A 21,983-nucleotide genomic window follows, 5' to 3' on the forward strand; every position below is an offset into this window, starting at 1 on the left:
AAATTTTTACAATTATTTTCTACAAATATGTAGTCCCTACGGGACATAGAGCAACAATTTAAGCTGCAAATGTGGCTGTATTTCATGTCCCGTAGGGACTACATATTTGTAGAAATAGAACCAAAAGGTTTTTTGCCCCATCAGGGGCTACACCTCTTGAATTAGTATAGATGCTGTCTTTTCATGGGCTATTCCCCTCTTGAGAGAGGGTAGGGTGAGGCATGTGCAAAAGCAGGGGTGTGTTCTTCAGCATCGTAGATAACACACCCCTCCACCCCTTTCAAGAGGGGAATCGCACGTCCTCGTGCAGTTAAAATCCTATTTCTCTTTCTCCACCTTAAACCCTGGTTTGCTATACCCTTCCGGTACATAGCCATCCGGGATTTGGATGTGGTTACCATCGCGCAGGGCAAAGTAATTCGGCGACATGATCTCGACCCCGGCCTCGTTAAACTTGTCCTGTATATTCTGATGCAGTCTGGAATAGATAGCCGCCATCTGATTCGATAGTTCGGTATAGGCATTCAGCTGATAGGCTACATTAAAGTCATTCAGCCCGGTTTGCAACACAAAGGGTTTATGATCGGCAAGCAGGATGCCCTCGGTAGCTTCGGCAGCACTGATAAGCAGGTTGTGCACCGTTTGCCAGGGCACATCGTAACCAATAGTTATGGTGGTGTTGAGTATCAGTCCCATGGTTTTGGCTACTGTGCTGTAATTGGTGGTATGCCCGCTTAATATGGTAGCATTAGGTATGGTGATATCCTCGTTTTTAATAGTACGCAGACGGGTTACCAGCAGGTTTTTCTCCACCACATCGCCCATTACATCGCCTACTTTAATACGGTCGCCAATTTTGTAAGGACGCATATAGGTAAGCACAATGCCCGATACCATATTGGATATGGCCGAGGATGAGCCCAGCGAAAACAGGATCCCTAAAAATACCGTTACCCCTTGAAAAACTTTAGAATCGGAACCCGGCAAATACGGAAATATCACCACAAACATAAAAGCGAACAGCAATACCCTGATAATATTATAGGTAGGCATGGCCCATTCCGGGTAAAAACCATTAATGGTAATGGCGCCCTGGGCAATTTCGTTAGCAATAAATTTTACCAGCTTTACGATGTACCGGGTTACTATATAAATTACGGCAATGGTAAGCAGGTTAGGTATGTAGTGCACAATGCCCAGCAGTATACTTTTAAAGGGATTAACAATATAACTAAGCAGCTGTACCGCTATAGGTTTTGACGCGGGAAAAATAAAGAACAACACCGGCAGCGCCAGGTAAACCAGCAAAATGATCAATATAAACCTGCCAATACGCAGCAGGCCGGTAACCAATGGCAGCAGGCGTTTGGCATAAGCAACCGGGGCGCCTTTGGCGGCCAGTTTATCCATCCGGGCTTCCCAGGCTTTTAGTGTTTTTAGTTTTAACCAGCGCGAGCCCTTGTTAAGCGCCCATATTAAAACAATCAGCAGTATCACTACGGCAACGGCTTCCATGATATTAATAACCACTTGTTTGGTGCTGCTATCGGTAAAATAATTACCCAGTTTCTTTTTAAGGATGACCAGGTAACTGGCTGCCAGTTGCGGGCGGTTAAGTTCGGTGAAGGTTGCATCCTTATTATTTACCGCCAGAATAATTTGCGAATTATAGGAGATCACCGAAACCGAGGTGTCGTTTTTCAGCGTGAGCGAATCGGGGTTGAAATCAATGCGATCAACCAGTCCCTCAATACGTTTAGTAACTACCTGGGCCCGCTCGGCCGGTTCAAACAAGCCCTGCCCGGTATAAAAGGTAAAAAGCGTATCGCGGTTAATAGTGACAGGATAACCTTTGGTTTCAACTGGTTTTTGTGCCAGCGCAGTAAGGGTCGCTAATAAAAACAGAACAAAAAGGTAATAACTTTTAGGCATAACAGGCAGATTTTCTGTTAAAGCTAAAAATTATATTTCAATTCTTTTTATCCTTCCTGCACCAGGTCGGTACCATGAGAGCCTGCCAGATCCTTAAACAGGTCGTTCAGGATAGATTCAATGGTGAGGGAGTTTACATCATCTACGTAATGTTCAGACCGGGTTATCCACAGTTCTGCACCATTTAGAGTGAGGCTAAAGAGGAAGCCTTCATATATTTTGGGACTATTTATTTCAATGGAACCATTTTTTTGTTCAACAGTGAAATCAATATCGCTTTTGCGGCGTTCATGAAAAAGGGGGTTAAGTTTTTGCAGCAACAGATTGTACAACTCCTGTATCTTGATGGCTTTATGGAGGGTGATGATCTTCATGGCGATGGGTGTTTATATTTAAAGTACAAGCCGGGGTGGGTATTGTTTGTTGTTATATAAAAGCGATATTTAAGCGCAGGAATCGACTCACCCTGGCTTTGCTTCGCTCGCCATCCCTCTCTTCGCCTGCGGCGGAAAGAGGGATGATGACTTAAAAGTTGCGTCATTGCGAGGTACGAAGCAATCCCCGATTTTACAGGGGCGCTTTGTATAGCATAGAGATTGCTTCGTACCGCAATGACGCATGAAGAAAAAAATTTCTTAACCCTCTTTCCGCCGTAGGCGAAGAGAGGGTCGCCCAACGAAGTACAGGCGGGGTGAGTCGGCTCGCCAACTATGAATTAAAAACACACACCAATGAATTACAAATTACTGGGCCGCTCGGGCCTTAAAGTTTCAGAATTATGTTTGGGCACCATGGGCTTTGGCACCGAAGCCGGCTGGGGTGCCGATAAGGATACCAGCTTTGCCATTATGGATGCCTATGCCAATGCAGGCGGCAATTTTTTGGATACCGCCAATATTTACAAGCTGGGTACCAGCGAAAAGATCATTGGCGATTATATGAGTAATCACGACCGCGATTATTTTGTACTGGCCACCAAGTACACCCTGAAGGATAACACCACCAACCCCAACGCATCGGGCAACAACCGCAAAAACATGATGCGGAGCGTAGAGGAAAGCCTGAAACGTTTAAAAACCGATTTTATCGATGTGCTGTACCTGCATATCTGGGATGACATTACACCTATAGATGAGGTGCTGCGCGGTATGGATGACCTGATTAAGCAAGGCAAGGTAAACTATGCTGCCATTAGCGATACACCGGCCTGGGTGGTAGCCAAGGGCAATACCCTTGCCGAATTAATGGGCTGGAGCCAGTTTATTGCTTTGCAGGTAGAGTACAGCCTACTGGCCCGCACCGCCGAGCGCGAACTGATACCGATGGCCAAACATTTCGGGATGACGGTAACCCCATGGGCGCCTTTAGCAGGCGGAGCCTTAACTGGAAAATATCTGAAAGGCGATAAAGGCCGTATCAAACCCGAAAGCAAACGTTTGGATAGCCGTGCCGAAGGCATTACCAAAGTAGTCATGGACATCGCCGCTGAATTGGGCGTATCGGAAAGTCATGTGGCCCTCAACTGGACCCGTCAGCAGGGTTTTTCGTGTATCCCGATAGTAGGTGCCACTAAGGTTGATCAGTTGTTGGATAACCTGAAAACAGTGGAGGTTGCCCTGAGCGATGATCAGCTAAAAAGATTGAGCGATGCCAGCGCCATCGAGCTCGGTTTCCCCGGCGACTTTTTTAAGGAAGAAGGTGTGAGGATGAATTCCTTCGGTGGGTTTTATGATAAGGTGGAGAAAAGGTAAATAGGCCTCACCCCGACCCTCTCCAAAGGAGAGGGAGTAAAATTGCTGAGTAAAGTCCTCTCCTTTGGAGAGGATTATTACATGAGGGCTTCGCCGTTTAGGTGAGGTCCTTTTTGATCTCCGCCAAAATTATCGTATATTTATGTCAATCGGCACAGCCCGGCTTTCCAACCAGAAAGCCGGGCTGTTTAGTTAAAAGAAAAACAAGGCCAAAAAACGATCGTTTGATATATGGTTATTTGAATGCCAATAATTTAATACTTTTTAAAGTTTTAAAAACACGCTAAAACCCTGCTGAAATTTGTTAAAAAGTGTTAAAATCGATTTTTTTCGAATGCTTTTGAGTTGTTTTTAGCCCCGTTTTGTACAGGAAAGTGTTAAAATTTAAGGTTTAAAAAGTTTTTGGGGTGGTGATCAGTCAAATCGTTTCAAATATGCTTTGCTGATGAGCTCGCCATAAAGGATAGTACTTTTTTTATCCAGACCGAACCAGGGGTCGCCATTATCCTGGAGTACCTGAACATTTTGGGCGGGCATAAAACTTTGTGCCAGCAGGAATTTTTTATGATGGCGGGCATCTTCTGCCACATCCAACACAATAAAACAATGCCCCGGCGAACCACCCCTGATAAATACATCTCCGGTTTTAAGCTGATCCGGGTCGCTTACTTTTTTGAGTTCTTTCTGTAAGGACAAAGTACCGGCATAGCTAAAAACCAGGTTCATATAGCGCAGGAAATTGGGGTAGCTGTAGTCCTTTTTGGCTTTTAATACCCAGTGCTCATTGGTATAGCGGTAGCCATTAGCATAGTGCACAAAATCACATTTGAAACCGCTGGTAAAATTAAAAGTGATGGCTTTATAGTTCTTTTGCTGATACAGGTATTCGCCACGGAGGCGCATTACGGCATCGGCACATTGCTGTAAGTCTTGGGTACCTATGCTCATATCTACAATGGCCGCAGTATATAGATCGGTGCGGGCAATTTCGCCTTTGTAGGTGCGGGCAGGTGTACCCACGGGTTTAAGAGGAAGCCCTTGCAACCAGGCCCCAAAACTACCGGGTAATGCGGTTACTCGCTGAAAACCCACCGGGGTTTTAAACCGGCTTACAACATTATCGGGTTTGACAGTACCAATAAATAATAATAATGTCAGCAGGAGGATGAAGGCTTTCATATAGTTTTGGCTTTTTTCAACTGTAAATAAGGATTATAGGGCACAGGCAGATCATTCACTAAGTGAAACGCCGAAAAATGCAGGTGCGTAGGCGAGCGTTTTTTGTATGCGTTATAGCCTGTTCGGCCAACTTCGGCAATCTTTTGACCCTGTTTTATCTCGTCTCCGGGCTTTACAAAAATGGCCTGGTTGTGTGCATAATAGGTGAAGAAGTTTTGTGCCGGATGATATACCCAAATGAATTTTCCGCCACGGAGACTGCTTGACGGGTCCCATTCGTTGGTACAAGCTATTACAATGCCGTCGTCAACAACCAGTACATCAACCGGCTGATGGGTACGGTCGTCCAGGCAGTCTTGATTGCGATCATTAATAAAAATATCATGAGCAGGATGGGCCGCGTGCTTGTTACCATCAAGAAAATTGTAGCCCTTATCTGAGTACCCGTTGCCGTTTGTACCCCCTATGGCGCTGCTTCTGTAGCCTTTGAGCGGAAATACCCAACCGGATGATGAGGCTTTATAACCGGTTTTTTTGAGCTGGTCTATTAGCGTTTTGAACTGACCGGCAGCATCCTGCCTTTTTATAGAACCATTTAAAATAGCCGTATTTAAATTATTGATGTTGTTGCAAATGGTTTTGATATCCTGCGCGTTTGAAACAGCAGCAATACATAAAACACTAAGCAGTAGGATGATCTTTTTCATAAAGTTTATAACCCATTAAATTTATAGAAATTGTAAATGCCCCGGAAAATTATTCACAAGTCGATTACTTTTACAAAATGTATTTTTCTTGGCGGTAAACAATATCGCATTTTAATTTATTATAGTAGTTTAAACAAAAACCTTAACATGTATTCACTTTCCTTAGAGGCCACCATTGTAATTTTCGTTATAGGGGGAATCATTTTACTGATCCTGTTGCTGGGTCTGATATTTTCTATTGTGCTTTTGGCCAGACAAAGAAGAAGCCGGGGTTTGGAGATCACCGCATGGATATTCAACTCGTTATGGTTTATTTTTGATATGGTGGTGGCGGGTGCCGGGGTTTTCAAAAAGGCTGATTATCCTAATTTTTTTATTTTTCCCATACTGCTAACCTTCTTTTTATTGTGTCAATACCGCGCAAATCTTCATTCAGGCACAAAACTTAAAGTATGGTATGTGGCCAAAACTGCTATTATCCTGATCATTTTTTTTCAGCTCAATTCAGAGGCCATCAATTTTATATACGGTCGGTTTTATGAGGCTATGAAACAAAATCATCTCCTGCTTATAGCACCTGTAATTAGCCTGATATTTACACTACTCATCAGCTCAATTGCTGCTTTTCGATACCTGAAACGAACCGGACAGCCACTGGTAAACAACGATGTTTTAAAAAATGCGGCTATCTTCCTGCTCTGCACTTTTTTGTGTGCGGAACTGGCCCAAAGGCTAATCAGTTTTATAGACATACTGGGAATGGGAAACATTAGGGATACGTATCTCAAGATCTATTTTAACGTCATGAATATTTTGAGGACTTTAGGATATTCCTTGCTTTGCACTATATTGGGTACCCTAATAGCAGGATATAGCTATCTGAATTATGCAAAAAAAAATAAAGTGGAGTTACCGGTCTGATCAGCCTTCTATTTTGGTAGTTGGCTTGCGTAGGGCAAATTTAAGTTTGAAAGGTAGGTTTTCAGTATAAAATTATGCAGTGGCATAGCTATTGTTGTTTTATAAATACATCAATATCTATAGCTATGAAAACATTAAAAACCGCGGCGACAGCACTAACCATGGGAATGTTGCTGAGCTTAACAAATCCATTATCGGCCCAAACAGTTCAAAAGGATACCACAGCTACAACCAAACCAAATGGCTCGGGTGCCGGCACAGGTGTTAGCCAGGGAGCACCTGGTGCTGCAACCGTGTCAGGTACCGGAACAGGTACATTAGCAGATAGCAATGCCTTGCCGGCCGGTGATTCCGGAGTGAAAAAAACAGCATTGATCAATGATCTTAAAACAGGTAACGAACATGCCGGTAGCGGTCGCAATAACTGGGGCCTGTTAGGCTTGGTCGGCTTATTAGGCTTATTGGGATTAAGGAAAAAGAGTAACAGCCAGGTAAGTTAATATCAATAGATAGGGTTATTCGATTTTTAATGATAAGTGAGAATTGCAGGCTTCTACATATTCCTCCGGTACTGCCCGCCAACCTCGTACAGCGCATGGCTGATCTGCCCTAATGAGCAATATTTGCAGGTTTCCATCAGGCTTTCAAAAATATTGTCACTGGCAATGGCGGCGTGCCGCAGGGCTTTGAGCAGCTCGGGGATACGTTCCTGGTTACGCTGCTGAAAGGCGTGCAAAGCCTCTATCTGGTATTGTTTTTCATCCTCAGTAGCTCTGATCACTTCGGCAGGCACAATGGTAGGCGACCCTTTTTTATTCAGGAAGGTATTAACCCCGATGATAGGATATTCGCCGTTATGCTTTAGGGTTTCATAATACAATGATTCCTCCTGGATCTTGCCGCGCTGGTACATGGTTTCCATAGCGCCCAATACGCCGCCGCGATCGTTAATGGCCTTAAATTCGGTTAATACGGCTTGTTCAACCAGATCGGTGAGTTCCTCTATAATGAAAGCGCCCTGTATGGGGTTCTCATTTTTGGCGAGGCCCAATTCGCGGTTGATAATCAATTGTATAGCCATGGCCCGCCTAACCGATTCTTCGGTAGGGGTGGTAACGGCTTCATCATAGGCATTTGTATGCAGCGAATTGCAGTTATCGTAAATGGCATAAAGCGCTTGCAATGTAGTGCGGATATCATTAAAATCGATCTCCTGTGCATGCAACGACCGCCCGCTGGTTTGGATATGATATTTGAGCTTTTGCGACCGATCATTCCCCTTGTATTTATTCTTGATAGCCTTCGCCCAGATGCGCCGGGCTACACGACCGATCACCGAGTATTCCGGATCGATACCATTACTGAAAAAGAACGATAGGTTGGGCGCAAAATCATCAATATGCATACCCCGACTCAGGTAATATTCTACATAAGTAAATCCATTGGATAAGGTAAAGGCCAGTTGGGTAATAGGGTTGGCCCCGGCCTCGGCAATGTGATAGCCGGATATGGACACCGAATAAAAATTGCGTACTTTCTCCCGGGTAAAATATTCCTGCATGTCGCCCATCATACGCAGGGCAAACTCGGTGGAGAAAATGCAGGTATTCTGAGCTTGGTCTTCCTTCAAAATATCGGCTTGCACCGTACCGCGGACTGTAGAGATGGAATAAGCTTTTATTTTTTCATAAACATCGGCAGGGAGCACCTGATCGCCGGTTAAGCCCAGGAGCATTAAGCCGAGGCCGTTGTTGCCGGGAGGAAGAACCCCAGCCTCACCTAAATCCTCTCCTTTGGAGAGGGTTGGGGTGAGGCTATTATATTCCGGTCTCCCCAGCCCCTTATCATCATACGACTCTTTAAATTTGGCTTCTACCAGATGCTCTAAACCATGTTCTTTGATATATTTTTCGCATTGCTGATCAATAGCTGCATTTATGAAAAAACCGAGCAGCATGGGGGCCGGTCCGTTAATGGTCATGGATACAGAGGTAGACGCGGCGCAAAGATCAAAGCCCGAGTATAGTTTCTTGGCGTCATCCAGTGTTGCAATGCTCACGCCGGAGTTGCCTATTTTGCCATAAATATCTGGTCGGATGTGTGGATCTTCACCATAAAGGGTAACCGAATCAAAAGCAGTGGATAACCTGTGCGCCGGCTGACCAAGCGATACATAATGGAAGCGTTTATTGGTGCGTTCAGGTCCGCCTTCGCCGGCAAACATGCGGGTTGGGTCTTCGCCCTCACGCTTTAGCGGGAATACGCCTGCCGCGTAGGGAAACTCGCCGGGTACATTCTCGGTAAGCAGCCAGCGCAGCACATCGCCCCATGCTTCGTAACGAGGTAAAGCGATCTTGGGGATCTGTAATTGAGATAAAGAAGTGTAGTACAAAGGCTGTTTGATCTCCTTGTCGCGCACTTTATAGATAAAACTCTCGGCCTTATATTTTTTAACTGCTTCGGGCCACTCTTTAAGCAGGCGCTTACATTCAGGATGAAGCTGAGCTTCCAAATGAGCAAACACCTCACCTAAACCCTCTCCAAAGGAGAGGACTTTGCCTTGCTGATTTTTGTCCTTGCTCCTTATTCCTTGCTCCAATGTCTGACCAAGCTCCATCACCCCTTTTACCTGGAACAATTGCTGGGCAATCCTGCATTGTTCATTTACCCAATCGTCATAAGCTTTGCTGCTTTCGGCAATTTCTGCCAGATATCGGTTACGCTCGGGAGGAATGATGTAGATCTTTTCAGATTCTTCACCCGAGCCAGGCAACACATTCCCTGTACCAGCTAACAGATCAATCCCTGTTTTAGCCTTGATAGTTTTCATCACAGCGAAGAACAGCGTGTTCATCCCCGGGTCATTAAACTGGGAGGCCATGGTGCCATATACAGGCAGATCATCATCCTTAGCCGTAAAAAGCTGATGATTACGTTTATATTGCTTGCGTACATCGCGGATGGCATCCAATGCACCACGTTTATCATATTTGTTAAGGGCTACCAGGTCGGCAAAATCCAGCATATCGATCTTTTCCAGCTGGGTAGCCGCGCCGAATTCCGGGGTCATCACATAAAGAGATACATCGCAATAATCGGTGATCATAGTGTCTGACTGGCCAATGCCCGAGGTTTCCACAATGATCAGATCGAAACCAGCAGCCTTGCAGATATCGATGCTCTCCTGCACGTGTTTAGATAGCGCCAGGTTGGCCTGCCGCGTAGCCAGCGAGCGCATGTATACCCGCGGGTTGTTAATAGCGTTCATGCGGATCCGGTCGCCCAAAAGGGCACCGCCTGTTTTACGTTTAGATGGATCAACCGAAATAATGGCCAGTGTTTTATCCGTAGCCATCAAAAAACGGCGCACGATTTCATCTACCAATGACGATTTGCCCGAGCCACCTGTACCGGTGATACCTAACACTACAGCCTTGCCTGGGTTTTTATTGTCCTTTGTCTTTGCTCCTTTGTCCAGGGCTTGTGTGTGGAGAATATTACCTTCGGCCATACTGATCAGTCTGGCAATAGCACCCGCGTCTTTTTCGGGTAGATGGTCCATTTCGCCGTTGAGATGGGTAACCGTAGGGAAATCGCATTGCTGCAGCATATCGTTGATCATGCCCTGCAAACCCATCGTACGACCATCATCGGGCGAATAAATACGGCTGATACCGTAAGCTTGTAGTTCTTCGATCTCCTGCGGCAGGAATACCCCGCCGCCACCGCCAAATATTTTGATATGGCCCGCGCTGCGTTCGGCCAGCAGATCATGCATATATTTAAAATATTCCAGGTGACCACCCTGGTAGCTGGTAAGCGCTATGCCTTGTACATCTTCCTGTATGGCGCAGTTCACCACCTCATCAACCGAGCGGTTATGGCCCAGGTGTATCACCTCGGCACCGCTGCTTTGTAGTATCCGGCGCATGATGTTGATAGTAGCATCATGTCCGTCGAACAGCGAAGCCGCTGTTACAAAACGAATCTTGTATCGGGATTGATATGGGGCAATGCTTTCCATGAAGATAAATAATTGGTCAGCACAAATTTAGTAATTGTTTTGAGGTGGATATTATGCATGCATAATAAAATAAGGCTGTAAATCCGTTCATTACTTATTATCTTAAGCATAATTACTATCTTGCATATATGTATTTTACCAGTTTGCCAGATCATGCTAAGCCCGGCTTTGATGAGCAATTGCATTTCAGCAGGTTCAAAAAACATAATATCGTTTTCAATGCACTGAGTAGTTACAGCCATTGCGACAATCATGTGGGCTGCCTGTCTTTTAAAACTGTACTCAGTGGCGAAGAATGGTATGGTATCAATAACCGGAATATAGCGGTAAGGCCGGGGCAGTTCCTAATACTGAATGACGATCAAAACTATTCATGCCACATGGATACTGGTGAAAAAGTAAGGTGCCTGTCGATCTTTTTTAAAAAGGAATTTGCTTCGTCGGTATTTCATGATACGCTGCATGGTACCGAAATATTGCTGGATGATCCTTTTAATCAGGATAAAAATACGCTTGAGTTTTTTCAGAATCTTAACTATATCGAACCGGAGTTACAAGGGCAATTATTGAACCTGATCACTACGTTGGATACTGGCGACTATAATAACAGCCTGATGGATGAGCACCTGGTATTTTTATTACACCAGCTGATCCAAACGCATAAATCCGAAGCAAAACATGCCGAGAAAGTGAATGCGCTTAAAGTAAGTACTCAAAAAGAGGTATACAAGCGTTTATGCATCGCCAGGGATGTATTGCACTCCTCCTATATGGATAATCCCGATCTGGATATGTTGAGTGGTGTAGCTTGTCTGTCCGTATCGCAACTGGTGATGCAATTTAAAGCCGTTTTTCAGGTAACACCTCATCAATATCTCAACCGGTTCAGGCTTGAACGTGCCGCCGAGCTATTAAAACTGACCGATAAACCCGTACATGAAATAACCTGGTTATGCGGGTTTGAAAATATAAGTGCTTTTTGCCGGGCGTTTAAATCGGCACATGGCGTTCAGCCGCTGAGCTTTAGAAAGTGTGCTTAAAAATTGAGCATTTTTGCACATATCCCCTCCCGATGAAGTTATAATATTGAACCGGTATTGTCATTTTATAAAAACAAACAAATTCAGGAACAGTGAAGAAAGCCATCTTACTCATCATTTTTGTACTATTTATTGGTAATGCTTATGGGCAGGGTCAGGTGATTGCCTTGTATGAGAAAGATATCCCCAATTCCAAAAAAGCGCCTGCAAGCTTTATGGAGCTAAGGGATAGCTCAGGGTTGATCAGCAATGTGACGCACCCCAACCTCACTGGTTATTTTCCGGAGAAAAACAGGGCAACTGGTGTAGCGGTGATCATATGTCCGGGCGGCGGCTATTCTGTTTTGGCGGTTGATGGATGTGTGGAGGTTGCCAGGGAATTTAACAAAATAGGGGTCGCCGCCTTTGTATTGAAATACCGTTTACCTAATGATACCATTATGGTTGATAAAAGCATTGGTCCACTGCAGGATGCACAAAAGGCTATCATGACGGTACGACAAAGAGCCGCAGAATGGGGCATAGATCCGCATAAAATTGGATTGATGGGTATTTCGGCAGGCGGGCACCTGGCCTCCACCGCCGGGACTCATTTTGACAAGCCGGTAATTAAAAATAAAGGACAGATCAGTCTGCGCCCCGATTTTATGATGCTGATATACCCTGTTATTGTTTTTGACCTGAGCATAGCCAGCGGTACCCGCGAATCTTTAATAGGCAAAACGGCACCCGCAGCTACCTTGAATTTTTTTAGTAACGATAAGCACGTGACCGGCAACACACCTCCAACATTTTTGGTACACGCGGCAGATGATGATGTGGTACCTGTAAAAAACAGCCTGTTATTTTTTAATGCACTGCTAAATGCCAAAGTACCCGCCGAGATGCACATTTTTCAGGCTGGCGGTCACGGCTTTGGATTAGAGAACCCCAAAAGCAAAAATAAATGGTTTGATTGGTGCCGGAACTGGTTGGATGAAAATGGGTTTTTGAAGGCAGTGGCTGAAATAGCGCGTTAACTTTTAGAGTTGTAATTCCTTTGCTATCGTTTAGCTTATGGTCGGTGTTGTCACCGCACCATTTAATTGATGTGTTTTTTACTGAAGCTGACTTAATATGCAAGTGGTGCGGTGATAACACCGACCACAGGCAGAACTTCATTTCAATCCCCATAAGCAATTAATCCACTTTGATTTTCTCCGGCGATACCAAGTAATGAGAGCAGCTGTTTTACATCAGTGTCGGTTTGTAATTGTTTTTGCTGAATAGTTTCACACATTTGTTTGATTAAAGCGGTATTCCATCTGAAATCCGAATAATAATCAAAGCGATCCGCTATGATTTTTTTGTTTTTTAATCTGTTAAATGTTTGATCATCCAGCTCTCCAATAAATTGAAGGTCTTTTTGTTCTGGATAATTGGGCTTCGCCTGATGATCATCTATTAAATAAAAGTCTAACATCTTTGTCTTTTCAGCTTATTGATTGGTAATCTAATATAAAGTTTACGCTGCACAAAATAAAGTAAAACTCTGCTGACATAGGGTTGTCAGTAGCTGGTTTTAACTTTGGTTATTAATAAATCAATAACCAACAAAATGGCTGCAAAACATACATTAACAACACTCGCCACCAACTGCTTTGTAGCAGATGATATGGCTGCGTCGAAATGTTATGCGGAGCTGCTGGGCATCGACGCTTACTTCGCGCCCCAGCCAGTCGGGGGTTATGTAGAATTTTGTATTAGCGATAATGGCGAGGAGAGCTCATCTGTATACAGAATGAGCGAGGCTGCATAAATAGCAGGCATTGCTTATCCGCAGAATATGCGTAAAGCAACTTTTTACCGGCAAAAGGAAATAAACCAGGCTCTTGCCATAGCGTTGTCATTTGCTTTTTTAGCTTTGGTTATTATTAACCTTAAAACATACTAAATGACTGCAACACAAACATTAAGGGGGCTTGCTACCACCTGCTTTTTTGCCGACGACCTGACCGCCGCAAAAAGTTGGTATGCCGAGTTCCTGGGTATCGACGCCTATTTTGCTTTCCCACCCACAGGTAACCCAGCATACATCGAGTTCCGCATCGGCGATTATGAACATGAGCTGGGTTTTATTGACCGTAAATATGCACCCAAAGCAGCTACTGTTGGCCCGGGCGGCGCCATTGCCTTTTGGCATGTTGATGATATTGAGGCAGTGTTTAAAAAACTCATAATTATGGGTGCCAAAGAGTACGAACCGATCACTAAGCGCGGGGAAGCCGGTTTTGTTACCGCCTCGGTTATTGATCCGTTTGGCAATGTTTTGGGCATTATGTACAATCCGCACTACCTGGAGATTCTGGGTGCTATTAACAAAGCATAACCCCAAATGGCAAAGGAATTAAGCACAATTTCGCCCGAAAGCCGGCAGCAATGGCGGGATTGGCTGCATGAAAATCATGATAGCGGCGAAACTATATGGGTTATATGCTCAAAAAAGAATGCTGGCGGGAGAGGTGTTAATCATGACGAGGCGGTTGAGGAAGCGCTTTGCTATGGTTGGATTGATAGTCTGGCCAGGTCATTTAACGAAGAAAGTTACATGCAGTCTTTCACCAAACGAAAACCTAAAAGCGTATGGAGCAAGATCAATAAAGAGAAAGCGGAAAGGTTTATTAACGAAGGATTGATGGCCAAACCCGGCTTTGCGAGCATTGAAGCTGCTAAAAACAATGGCTATTGGTCGATTTTGGATGAAGTAGAAGAGTTGATCATTCCGCCCGATCTGGAAAAGGAATTCAATAAGAAACCAGTCGCTAAAGTTTACTTTTTAGGATTGAGCCGCTCCGATAAAAAGCGGATCCTGCAATGGCTGGTATTGGCAAAACGGCCGGAAACAAGAAAATTAAGACTTGATCAAATTGTGGAATCTGCAGCTCAAAACCAAAAGCCAAAGCAATTGAGTTGATCAAAATAAAAAGGGTCACAAACTATACGTGTGTGACCCTTTTTATCTTTCATATTTAATATTTTATTCGAAAACAGGAGATTCAACAGGCTCTGGTTTGGAAATTTCCGCAGGTGCTTTTTCAATTACTTTGTGTTTCGCGTTTTCTTTAATAAAGCTCAGTCCAAAGGATAATAATAACAGCGGTATCGTCATCCAGATCACCTGGTGGATGCCATAATGCGCGATAACAAAGCCTCCCAGCAAAGTACCTACTGTAATACCCGCATTAAAAAAGGATGGCAGCAGGCTGTTGATGAAATCAAGCGCGGTACCGTGTATGCCATCGATAACCAGTAAATTAGCTACTAAAAAGCCCCCGGTATGTACCAAACCCCATACCGATAAAATGATCACCATGGGGATAAACAATCCGCCAAACTGGTAAGCCAGTGCATGCATCACTACCAATGCTAATAAAAATAAGCGACTGGTAACCATAATGTTTTTGCTGAGCGCAATACCTGTAAGCCAGTTGCCAATGATACCTGTACCACCAAATACCAGCAGCATCACACTAATTTGCACACCATTCATGTGCGAAACTTTGTTAAGGTATTCGGCAAGATAACCATAGGTGGCAAACATACCGGCCAATATAACGGTGGCGGTTAATAGTTTTACCCATATATGTAGTCGGCCCAGTAACTGTACCTGACTTTTGGGACTTGCATCGGCTTCGTTAACCGGCATAGATGGCACAAATAGGGCCAGCGCGCCAAAGGCTAACAGGTTAATTAAGGCAGATAAAACAAATGAAGCCCTCCAGCTAAACAGATCGGCTATATAGGTAGTTAATGGCACGCCCAACACGGTAGCTACACTGAGCCCGGCCATGATTATAGCAATGGCTTTTGGCGCGTCTTTTGGTCCGGCTTGTTTGGAAGCGGCCGTCATAGATACCGCCCAGAACACCGGGTGCAAAAAGGCCGGTAAAATACGGGCAATCATCAGCACCGTAAAATTCGGCGCTATTGCCGAAAGCAGGTTGGATATCACAAAGATCCCCAGCACCAGGCACATGATGGTTTTGCGGTTCATTTTGGCGGTAAGCATATTGGTGAACGGTCCTGCCAGGGCAACAGTTAAGGCAAAAGCACTTAACAACCAACCTGCCGTATCAATGGAGATATGAAACTCTTTCACCAGCATAGGCAGTATGCCGATAACCCCAAATTCGGTGGTAATGATGCCGAATGCTCCCAGGGCCATGATATAGATAGATTTTTTCATAGATTTTAGTATTTAAATATTCAAATGTTTCGATATGTAGGGTCAAAATAAACCTCTTCTTTTTGGGAAGAGGGGCTAATCTTTCAATTCGCTCAGGCAGGCTATATATTCGTCGAGAACCTGTTGATTCAATACGTATTTTAAGTTGCGACCTTCTTTTTGGGGCAACAATAATTCAGCATCAACCAGTTGTTTCAGGTGATGGGATACAGAGGGCTGGGTCAGATCCAACAGATCATTTACCTCGGCGCAATACAGGCAATCCTTCTTCTTTTTAAATTGTTGTAAAATAGCTATCCGGTTAGCATCGCTCAATGCCCTGGATATTTTTTCTATTTTTTTATTGTCCATTATTTCCGGTCGATCATATTCGTTAACCTATGATCTTTGTACGACACAAAGGTAAATAAAAAATATTAATACATAGAAATGTTTCTATGTATTAATTATGTCATTTAAGTAACAGCAAGCTAATTATGGTTTACACTGTAAACCCACATTTTGATGGTAAAATAAATTAATTATTTGATTTTAAATTGTTTAAGTCAATGTTAACCATGAAGAGTTTAGACCATGTAAACCCATTTTTGTACTGAAATAAAAATCCGGAGATCTGATGCAGGCCGCATCAGATCTCCAGGTAATGAGTAAGTAAAATTAATTATCCGCTTATTTAACCAGCGGCAGCAGGTTGCGTAGTTTACTATTGGTGAGGTAAGCACCCAGCCAAACCAGTATGCCAAATACTACTGAGAAGTAAAATGGTTGCCCAACACGCACCATGGTAGCGGTAGCTCCACCAAGATAAGCGGTAAGCAGAACTGCTCCCAATATTTTGGTTTTTGGAATGATGTACAGTATGGTAGAGACCAATAAAGTAATTCCCATTCCCGGTAAGGTGGTTTCGACCCAGCCTAATTTAGCGGAGGCGCTAACTGCGTGTTTTTCGAGTACTATTTTGCCTATCGCGTCAAATAACAGGAATAATATACAAAGTACACTGATAACAGTACCCGTAATAAATGATGCTTTACTGTTTGTAGTTGCAGGTTGTGATTGTGTAGTTTCCATGAGTTATTGTTTTTTTAGTAAAGGTAGGTTGGATTTAAACCGCGTGTGATGCGCATAAATGACAATTACAGGGGGGAATTACGACAAATGGATGTGATCAGGCATAGCCTCGCTTTAACTTATTGCCTGTTTAACAGCCAGATAATAGCTATAGTTACTACTATGGTAATAAACCCAATGAGTTTAACCCACCCATCAGCAGCTTTGGGTATATAGAATATGTGTCGGTAACTGGGTAGCTTTCTTTTGTGATATGCCGATCTTATTAACCAATAACAATACCGTGGTAAGTTGTACAGGTATATGGTCAACAATCCTATAATTTCAAAAAAGGCAGGCAATCCTCGCTTTGTCACAGTTTTAAAAAATACTAATATAACAGCTTAGCATAGTTAAACAAAATACGTTAAGCTATACTGATCCAAGTTGGCACTTCTCATACCCATAGAAAAATGATTATCTTTGCGGCAAATGCAGGTAACAGAGTCAACAACAGGGGTATGGGAAAAGGGCTATAATAATTATGGTCCGTGGTTGCGCGATAAATACAAAGGGCAGCGGGTGTTCAAGGTAATTGTCGACGGTGGTTTTACCTGCCCTAACCGTGATGGTTCCAAAGGCTATGGCGGATGTACCTATTGTAATGTTGATTCCTTTACCCCATCTGTAAGCCGCAACGCGCCTACCGTGCGCCAGCAGGTGATAGAAGGTATGGAGCGTGCCCGTAAAGGCAACAGGGCGGATAAATTCATTATTTACTTTCAACCCAATACCAATACTTACGCCCCGGCGCATTATTTAAAAATGATGTATGACGAGGCCTTGAGCTATGGTACCGAAGATATCGTAGGTCTGAGTGTGGGAACCCGTCCGGATTGTATCGACATGGAAAAAGTAGCTCTATTGGAGAGTTATACCGACCGTTTTGACGTGGATCTGGAAATGGGTATGGAATCCATCTATAATGATACCCTGTCGCAGATCAATCGTGGTTGTAGCCACGAGGAACTGGTAAAAGCTCTGAAACTGGTGGAGAACAGCAAGCTGGATATTTGTGTGCATACCATATTCGGTTTCCCCTGGGAAACGCATGATATGATGCTGAAATATGCCGATGAGATCAATCGCTTCCCACAGATTAAATTTGTAAAATTCCATCACCTGCACATTGTAGAGGGTTCGGTAATGGGCGTAAAATATAAACGCGAACCATTTAAGGTTTTCAGTATTGATGAATATGCCGATTTCCTGTGCGAACTGCTACCCCGTGTACGTCCCGATATTGTGATACAGCGCCTTTTTGGTCTGAGTGATCGTGAACTACTGATAGCACCCAACTGGGGCCTCAAAAAATCAGAGATCCAATATTATATTGACCAAAGGATCCTGAGCCGTGGCGTAGTGCAGGGCTCAGCTGTCTGAACCGGAATTTTTCGAATGAAAGAATTCTGGAATTAATAAGTTAGAATTTTAAGATAACTGTGAGTTGTAAAATTCTATAAATTCATTAATTCCATAAATTCGAGTTCAGACAATTGGTATCAGATTTGTAAACCTTTAGTTATAAAATAATGGTTTATTAGTTAAATTTATACCTGATTTGTCACAACGAGCGCAATCCAACTATATTCCTGCTTTAACCGGTGTACGTGCAATGGCCGCTTACCTGGTTTTCATATCGCATTTTGCCTATGTTTTTGATGAAAGTTTTCCTCACATTGTGCAACGCTTTCTGGGTGAGTTCCACATTGGTGTAAGCATTTTCTTTGTGCTTTCAGGCTTTCTGATCACATTCAGATATTACCAAAACTTTGATGGTTTAAGTAAACCCTGGTTTATGCAATACCTCAAAAATCGGGTTGCCCGCATTTATCCCATGTATTTTTTACTTACCGTGGCGGCCTTTGTTTACTACTTTATAACTAAGGACGAAACCATTACCAAAGGATATGAGCATCCTATTGCCCTCATGCTCATGAACGTTACTTTTATCCGTGGGTTCTTCTATCAGTTTTGGGATACAGGTATAGCGCAGGGCTGGTCGTTAACGGTAGAGGAATGTTTTTACTTTTCGGCACCGGTTATATTTTTGATCGCCAAGCGTTTTGGTCAATTTTATATACAGCCGGTTGTGCTTACCTTAACTGGTATTTTATTATACTTTATATCCAGTCATATCAACTGGCATGGCTTCTTCGGCAATTTTACCTTTGTCATGCTGTTCACTTTCCTGGGGCGTTGCTTTGAATTTTTTGTGGGAATACAACTGGCACGTTATGTACTCAACAAGGGTTTTACCCGTACCAATAAAATAAACTATACCTATACCGGTTTCCTGCTCATATTTGCTTGCGTTTTTGTAATGGCGCTGCAACCTATCCCAAAAGGCTGGGCCGCTGGTGTTGAAAGTCCTATCGGTATTATTGTTAATAATTACTTTTTATGCATAGCCGTAGCCCTATTCTTTTACGGCATATTGACCGAAACAACCTTGTTCAAAAAATTCCTGGCGCTACCTTTTATTGAACTGCTGGGTAAAAGCTCCTATATATTTTACCTGATACACCTGGGCTGGATATATAACCTGATGCATACCTGGTTTGACCAGTTAAACGATAAGGTTTTTGAGCTGTATGACAAGTGGGGGGTAACCTGGCATTCGCCTTTTCAATATGACAGTTTGAACCTGTTGTATGCTTTTATCTTATTAAATATACTATCTGTAACCTTGTTTAAACTGATAGAGGAGCCATTAAATCACTATATCCGCCGGTCGAATTTTTTGGTCAAGTATAAACCAAGTCATACCAAGTCAATTGTTTAAATAACTACCTGAACCAAAGATGAAAAAACTGATACTATCCTGCTTATGTATGCTGGTTTTTATAGGAGCAAACCCCTATAGATCATTTGCCAGCTGGCCCATAGGCAAATACCGAGATATTGTGATCCCCTCGATGTTTCTGTATCATCAAACTGACAGGTTTGACCGTAATGGGCACCGTGTTAAAGGCGACCCGGGAGCAGGGTTCACTTCTTACTCAGCCAACCTTTATGTGGGTTATGGTATTTCACGCCGGTTGGATCTTATTGCCAGCGTGCCTTATGTGTATACGCAAAACAAATTTGCTAATGGTGATAAAGTAACCAATCAGGGTTTGGGTGATCTGTACATAGGGCTGAGCTATAACCTGGTTAATTTTAATTATGTACGTTATCTATCGGTGCAAGTTTCAGGCATAGCCCCGCTCTATAACCGTAACGTGGAATTGGGCTTAGGTAATTATGGTGCTGAGTTAAAACTGATGTATTGTGGCAATCTGCCCAAATCCATTGCCAGCAAAGGTTATTTCAATACCGAACTGGCTTATCGGAGATATTTTGATGTACAAGGACCGGATCAACTAAGCTTAAGTGGAACGGTTGGTTATCCCATTAGCCATCATGATCAATTGAGTTTGGAACTGTTGTTTTTCCGGTCATTCAGCTCCAACAAGGCTTTTAATCCCAATATTAACAATGCCCGGGATTACGCGTTTTTTAAACCATCATTAAACTATGGACATCAGTTTACCCGCAGGTTCTCGACGTTTATAGGGGGGTATTATACACCTTTTGGTAAAAATACAGGAGTAGGTTATGGTGGTTCTGTTTTGGCAATTATAAAAATATAATATTAGCGATGCGTAACATCAACACATATTTAAAATGGACCTTGTTTATGCTGCTGACCGCGATCGTCCTGGTAGCTAAAGCTCGTGCCTTGTGCCCACAACAAAAGAGCAATGAAGGCGAAGTAATACTGGATGCTAAGCCGGCTAACAAAAACGGTTTGTTTAAAACGGGTGAGGAGATCAGCTACAAACTAAGTGTGAAAAATACTTACAATGAAAAACAGGAGGGCAAATTCTCTTACATTATCACTTCTGATGATGGTAAAAAGATCTTTGAGAACACCGCCGATTTTTCTATTGGAGCAGGAAGTTCTAAAAGCCTGAGTGTAAAAGTAGCACCGAAAGGGCCAGGTTTTTACCACATCAATTTCATGTTTAACTTATCAGCGTATGATGATACCGTACGTAAAGTTTTTGGGGTGAACCCAGAGGCTATTACCTCCGAGCTGCATAAACCTGATGATTTTGATCAGTTCTGGCAGGAAACCCGCCGGCAATTGTCAAAAGTAGCGCCGCAGTATAAAGTGATATTTCGTCCCGATCTGTCAACCAAATACAAAAAGGTTTACTCGGTGGAAATGAAATCATACGAAAACCTGCTGATCCGTGGTTGGCTCGTGATCCCTACCGATGGCAGCAAATTTCCGGTGCATTACCGCGTGCCAGGCTATGTGGTGGAGCTTAAACCCAATATGGATAACGACGATTATATAGCGTTTGATATTAACGTTCGTGGTAATGGTAACAGTAAGGATGTAGTACACATCAATACCGATAATTATAGCACAACCAACATACAGGACAAAGACAAATACATTTACCGCGGCGTTTACATGGACTGCCTTCGCGGGCTCGATTTTTTGTACTCACACGCCAATCTCGGTATTGATACCTCCAAAATATTTGTAGAAGGTGGCAGCCAGGGTGGAGCGCTGGCCGTAGTTACCGCCGGCCTGGATAAAAGGGTTAAAGTACTCACTATGCAGGTACCATTGTATGCAGATATCCGCGATAATTACAGTATATCGGCATCATATAAAGAGCAGGTGGTCCCGTTTAAAATGTTCAGGCAATATAAAAACCGGCACCCTGAATTTAGCTGGGAGCAGTTTTATACCACGTTTGATTATTATGATCCGCAAAATTTTGCACCGATGGTAAAATGCCCGGTATTGATGGGCATTGGTCTGCTGGATCAGTTTTGTCCGCCGCGTTGCAGTATGGCTTTGTTTAACCATCTGGGCAGTACCAATAAGGAATTTGTGTGTGTACCAAATTCCACACATGAGGTAGATTTTAACTATTTCATGTTCCAAAACCTTTGGGTTCGTGAAAAATTCCGCATACCCTGATTACGGCACGGTATTAGACTACCGTATGCTGTGTGAGGATTTGTGGGAGTTATTTTAAGCAATAAAAGATAGCGAAACGGTATTTGCGGAACGAGGCAATCTCCTGA

Annotated in this window: 22 protein-coding genes; 13 read left to right on the forward strand and 9 right to left on the reverse strand. The window is 43.4% G+C overall.

Annotation, left to right across the window (positions count from 1 at the left end; genetic code table 11):
- Positions 1–318: 318 nt before the first annotated feature.
- Both AB6735_RS25635 and AB6735_RS25640 read right to left on the reverse strand, forming a co-directional pair.
- Positions 319–1,932 carry a mechanosensitive ion channel family protein gene (locus AB6735_RS25635; RefSeq protein WP_370999047.1) on the reverse strand — a complete coding sequence of 538 codons (1,614 nt, stop codon included), beginning with the start codon at positions 1,930–1,932 and terminating at the stop codon, positions 319–321.
- A 47-nt stretch (positions 1,933–1,979) separates the two neighbouring features.
- Positions 1,980–2,306 (reverse strand): hypothetical protein, encoded by a 327-nt coding sequence (locus AB6735_RS25640; RefSeq protein ID WP_370999048.1) that lies wholly within the window; start codon positions 2,304–2,306, stop codon positions 1,980–1,982.
- Positions 2,307–2,663: 357 nt separating this feature from the next.
- On the opposite strand from AB6735_RS25640, the gene AB6735_RS25645 reads away from it, so the two are divergent.
- Positions 2,664–3,683, forward strand: a complete 1,020-nt coding sequence (locus AB6735_RS25645; protein WP_370999049.1) for an aldo/keto reductase — start codon at positions 2,664–2,666, stop codon at positions 3,681–3,683.
- 414 nt (positions 3,684–4,097) lie between these two features.
- Here the strand turns inward: AB6735_RS25645 and AB6735_RS25650 are convergent, their stop codons facing one another.
- Together AB6735_RS25650 and AB6735_RS25655 are read right to left on the reverse strand one after the other, a co-directional pair.
- Entirely contained in the window at positions 4,098–4,862 is a 765-nt protein-coding gene (locus AB6735_RS25650; protein ID WP_370999050.1) for a DUF4846 domain-containing protein, read from the reverse strand.
- Positions 4,859–5,569: a M23 family metallopeptidase gene (locus AB6735_RS25655; protein ID WP_370999051.1), complete on the reverse strand. Its 711-nt coding sequence runs from the start codon at positions 5,567–5,569 to the stop codon at positions 4,859–4,861. Before AB6735_RS25655 ends, AB6735_RS25650 begins: the two co-directional genes overlap by 4 nt.
- A gap of 147 nt (positions 5,570–5,716) precedes the next feature.
- Between AB6735_RS25655 and AB6735_RS25660 the strand changes: the two genes are divergently transcribed.
- Positions 5,717–6,490 (forward strand): hypothetical protein, encoded by a 774-nt coding sequence (locus AB6735_RS25660; RefSeq protein ID WP_370999052.1) that lies wholly within the window; start codon positions 5,717–5,719, stop codon positions 6,488–6,490.
- A gap of 125 nt (positions 6,491–6,615) precedes the next feature.
- Positions 6,616–6,990, forward strand: coding sequence for a WGxxGxxG-CTERM domain-containing protein (locus AB6735_RS25665; protein ID WP_370999053.1), 375 nt, complete (start codon positions 6,616–6,618; stop codon positions 6,988–6,990).
- A 53-nt stretch (positions 6,991–7,043) separates the two neighbouring features.
- On the opposite strand, the gene AB6735_RS25670 is transcribed toward AB6735_RS25665, so the two are convergent.
- Positions 7,044–10,514: a methylmalonyl-CoA mutase family protein gene (locus tag AB6735_RS25670; protein ID WP_370999054.1), complete on the reverse strand. Its 3,471-nt coding sequence runs from the start codon at positions 10,512–10,514 to the stop codon at positions 7,044–7,046.
- Positions 10,515–10,642: 128 nt separating this feature from the next.
- Between AB6735_RS25670 and AB6735_RS25675 the strand changes: the two genes are divergently transcribed.
- Positions 10,643–11,554: a helix-turn-helix transcriptional regulator gene (locus AB6735_RS25675; protein WP_370999055.1), complete on the forward strand. Its 912-nt coding sequence runs from the start codon at positions 10,643–10,645 to the stop codon at positions 11,552–11,554.
- A 92-nt stretch (positions 11,555–11,646) separates the two neighbouring features.
- Positions 11,647–12,573 (forward strand): alpha/beta hydrolase, encoded by a 927-nt coding sequence (locus AB6735_RS25680; protein WP_370999056.1) that lies wholly within the window; start codon positions 11,647–11,649, stop codon positions 12,571–12,573.
- 143 nt (positions 12,574–12,716) lie between these two features.
- Here AB6735_RS25680 and AB6735_RS25685 read toward each other — a convergent pair whose 3' ends face one another.
- Positions 12,717–13,016 (reverse strand): hypothetical protein, encoded by a 300-nt coding sequence (locus AB6735_RS25685; RefSeq protein WP_370999057.1) that lies wholly within the window; start codon positions 13,014–13,016, stop codon positions 12,717–12,719.
- Between the two features lie 135 nt (positions 13,017–13,151).
- Here AB6735_RS25685 and AB6735_RS25690 point away from each other — a divergent pair, with 135 nt between their 5' ends.
- The 3 genes from AB6735_RS25690 to AB6735_RS25700 all read left to right on the forward strand — a co-directional run bounded on the left by AB6735_RS25690 (position 13,152) and on the right by AB6735_RS25700 (position 14,507).
- Positions 13,152–13,352: a hypothetical protein gene (locus tag AB6735_RS25690; protein WP_370999058.1), complete on the forward strand. Its 201-nt coding sequence runs from the start codon at positions 13,152–13,154 to the stop codon at positions 13,350–13,352.
- A gap of 135 nt (positions 13,353–13,487) precedes the next feature.
- Entirely contained in the window at positions 13,488–13,922 is a 435-nt protein-coding gene (locus tag AB6735_RS25695; RefSeq protein ID WP_370999059.1) for a VOC family protein, read from the forward strand.
- Positions 13,923–13,928: 6 nt separating this feature from the next.
- Positions 13,929–14,507: a YdeI family protein gene (locus tag AB6735_RS25700; protein WP_370999060.1), complete on the forward strand. Its 579-nt coding sequence runs from the start codon at positions 13,929–13,931 to the stop codon at positions 14,505–14,507.
- A gap of 63 nt (positions 14,508–14,570) precedes the next feature.
- On the opposite strand, the gene AB6735_RS25705 is transcribed toward AB6735_RS25700, so the two are convergent.
- The 3 genes from AB6735_RS25705 to AB6735_RS25715 form a co-directional block, all read right to left on the reverse strand.
- Positions 14,571–15,779 (reverse strand): MFS transporter, encoded by a 1,209-nt coding sequence (locus tag AB6735_RS25705; protein ID WP_370999061.1) that lies wholly within the window; start codon positions 15,777–15,779, stop codon positions 14,571–14,573.
- A gap of 75 nt (positions 15,780–15,854) precedes the next feature.
- Complete coding sequence (locus AB6735_RS25710) at positions 15,855–16,130, reverse strand: ArsR/SmtB family transcription factor (protein ID WP_370999062.1); 276 nt, start codon at positions 16,128–16,130, stop codon at positions 15,855–15,857.
- A gap of 318 nt (positions 16,131–16,448) precedes the next feature.
- Positions 16,449–16,850, reverse strand: a complete 402-nt coding sequence (locus tag AB6735_RS25715) for a DoxX family protein (RefSeq protein ID WP_370999063.1) — start codon at positions 16,848–16,850, stop codon at positions 16,449–16,451.
- A gap of 48 nt (positions 16,851–16,898) precedes the next feature.
- On the opposite strand from AB6735_RS25715, the gene AB6735_RS25720 reads away from it, so the two are divergent.
- The 5 genes from AB6735_RS25720 (at position 16,899) to AB6735_RS25740 (ending at position 21,876) form a co-directional block, all read left to right on the forward strand.
- A complete protein-coding gene (locus AB6735_RS25720; protein WP_370999064.1) occupies positions 16,899–17,066 on the forward strand; it encodes a hypothetical protein in 168 nt (55 codons plus the stop codon).
- A gap of 255 nt (positions 17,067–17,321) precedes the next feature.
- Positions 17,322–18,272 carry a TIGR01212 family radical SAM protein gene (locus AB6735_RS25725; protein WP_370999065.1) on the forward strand — a complete coding sequence of 317 codons (951 nt, stop codon included), beginning with the start codon at positions 17,322–17,324 and terminating at the stop codon, positions 18,270–18,272.
- Between the two features lie 178 nt (positions 18,273–18,450).
- Positions 18,451–19,674: an acyltransferase family protein gene (locus tag AB6735_RS25730; RefSeq protein ID WP_370999066.1), complete on the forward strand. Its 1,224-nt coding sequence runs from the start codon at positions 18,451–18,453 to the stop codon at positions 19,672–19,674.
- Positions 19,675–19,693: 19 nt separating this feature from the next.
- Positions 19,694–20,524, forward strand: a complete 831-nt coding sequence (locus AB6735_RS25735) for a hypothetical protein (RefSeq protein WP_370999067.1) — start codon at positions 19,694–19,696, stop codon at positions 20,522–20,524.
- A gap of 8 nt (positions 20,525–20,532) precedes the next feature.
- Positions 20,533–21,876: an acetylxylan esterase gene (locus AB6735_RS25740; protein ID WP_370999068.1), complete on the forward strand. Its 1,344-nt coding sequence runs from the start codon at positions 20,533–20,535 to the stop codon at positions 21,874–21,876.
- Positions 21,877–21,983: the final 107 nt, after the last annotated feature.

This window comes from Mucilaginibacter sp. RCC_168, from assembly GCF_041355315.1.
Taxonomy (GTDB): Bacteria; Bacteroidota; Bacteroidia; order Sphingobacteriales; family Sphingobacteriaceae; genus Mucilaginibacter.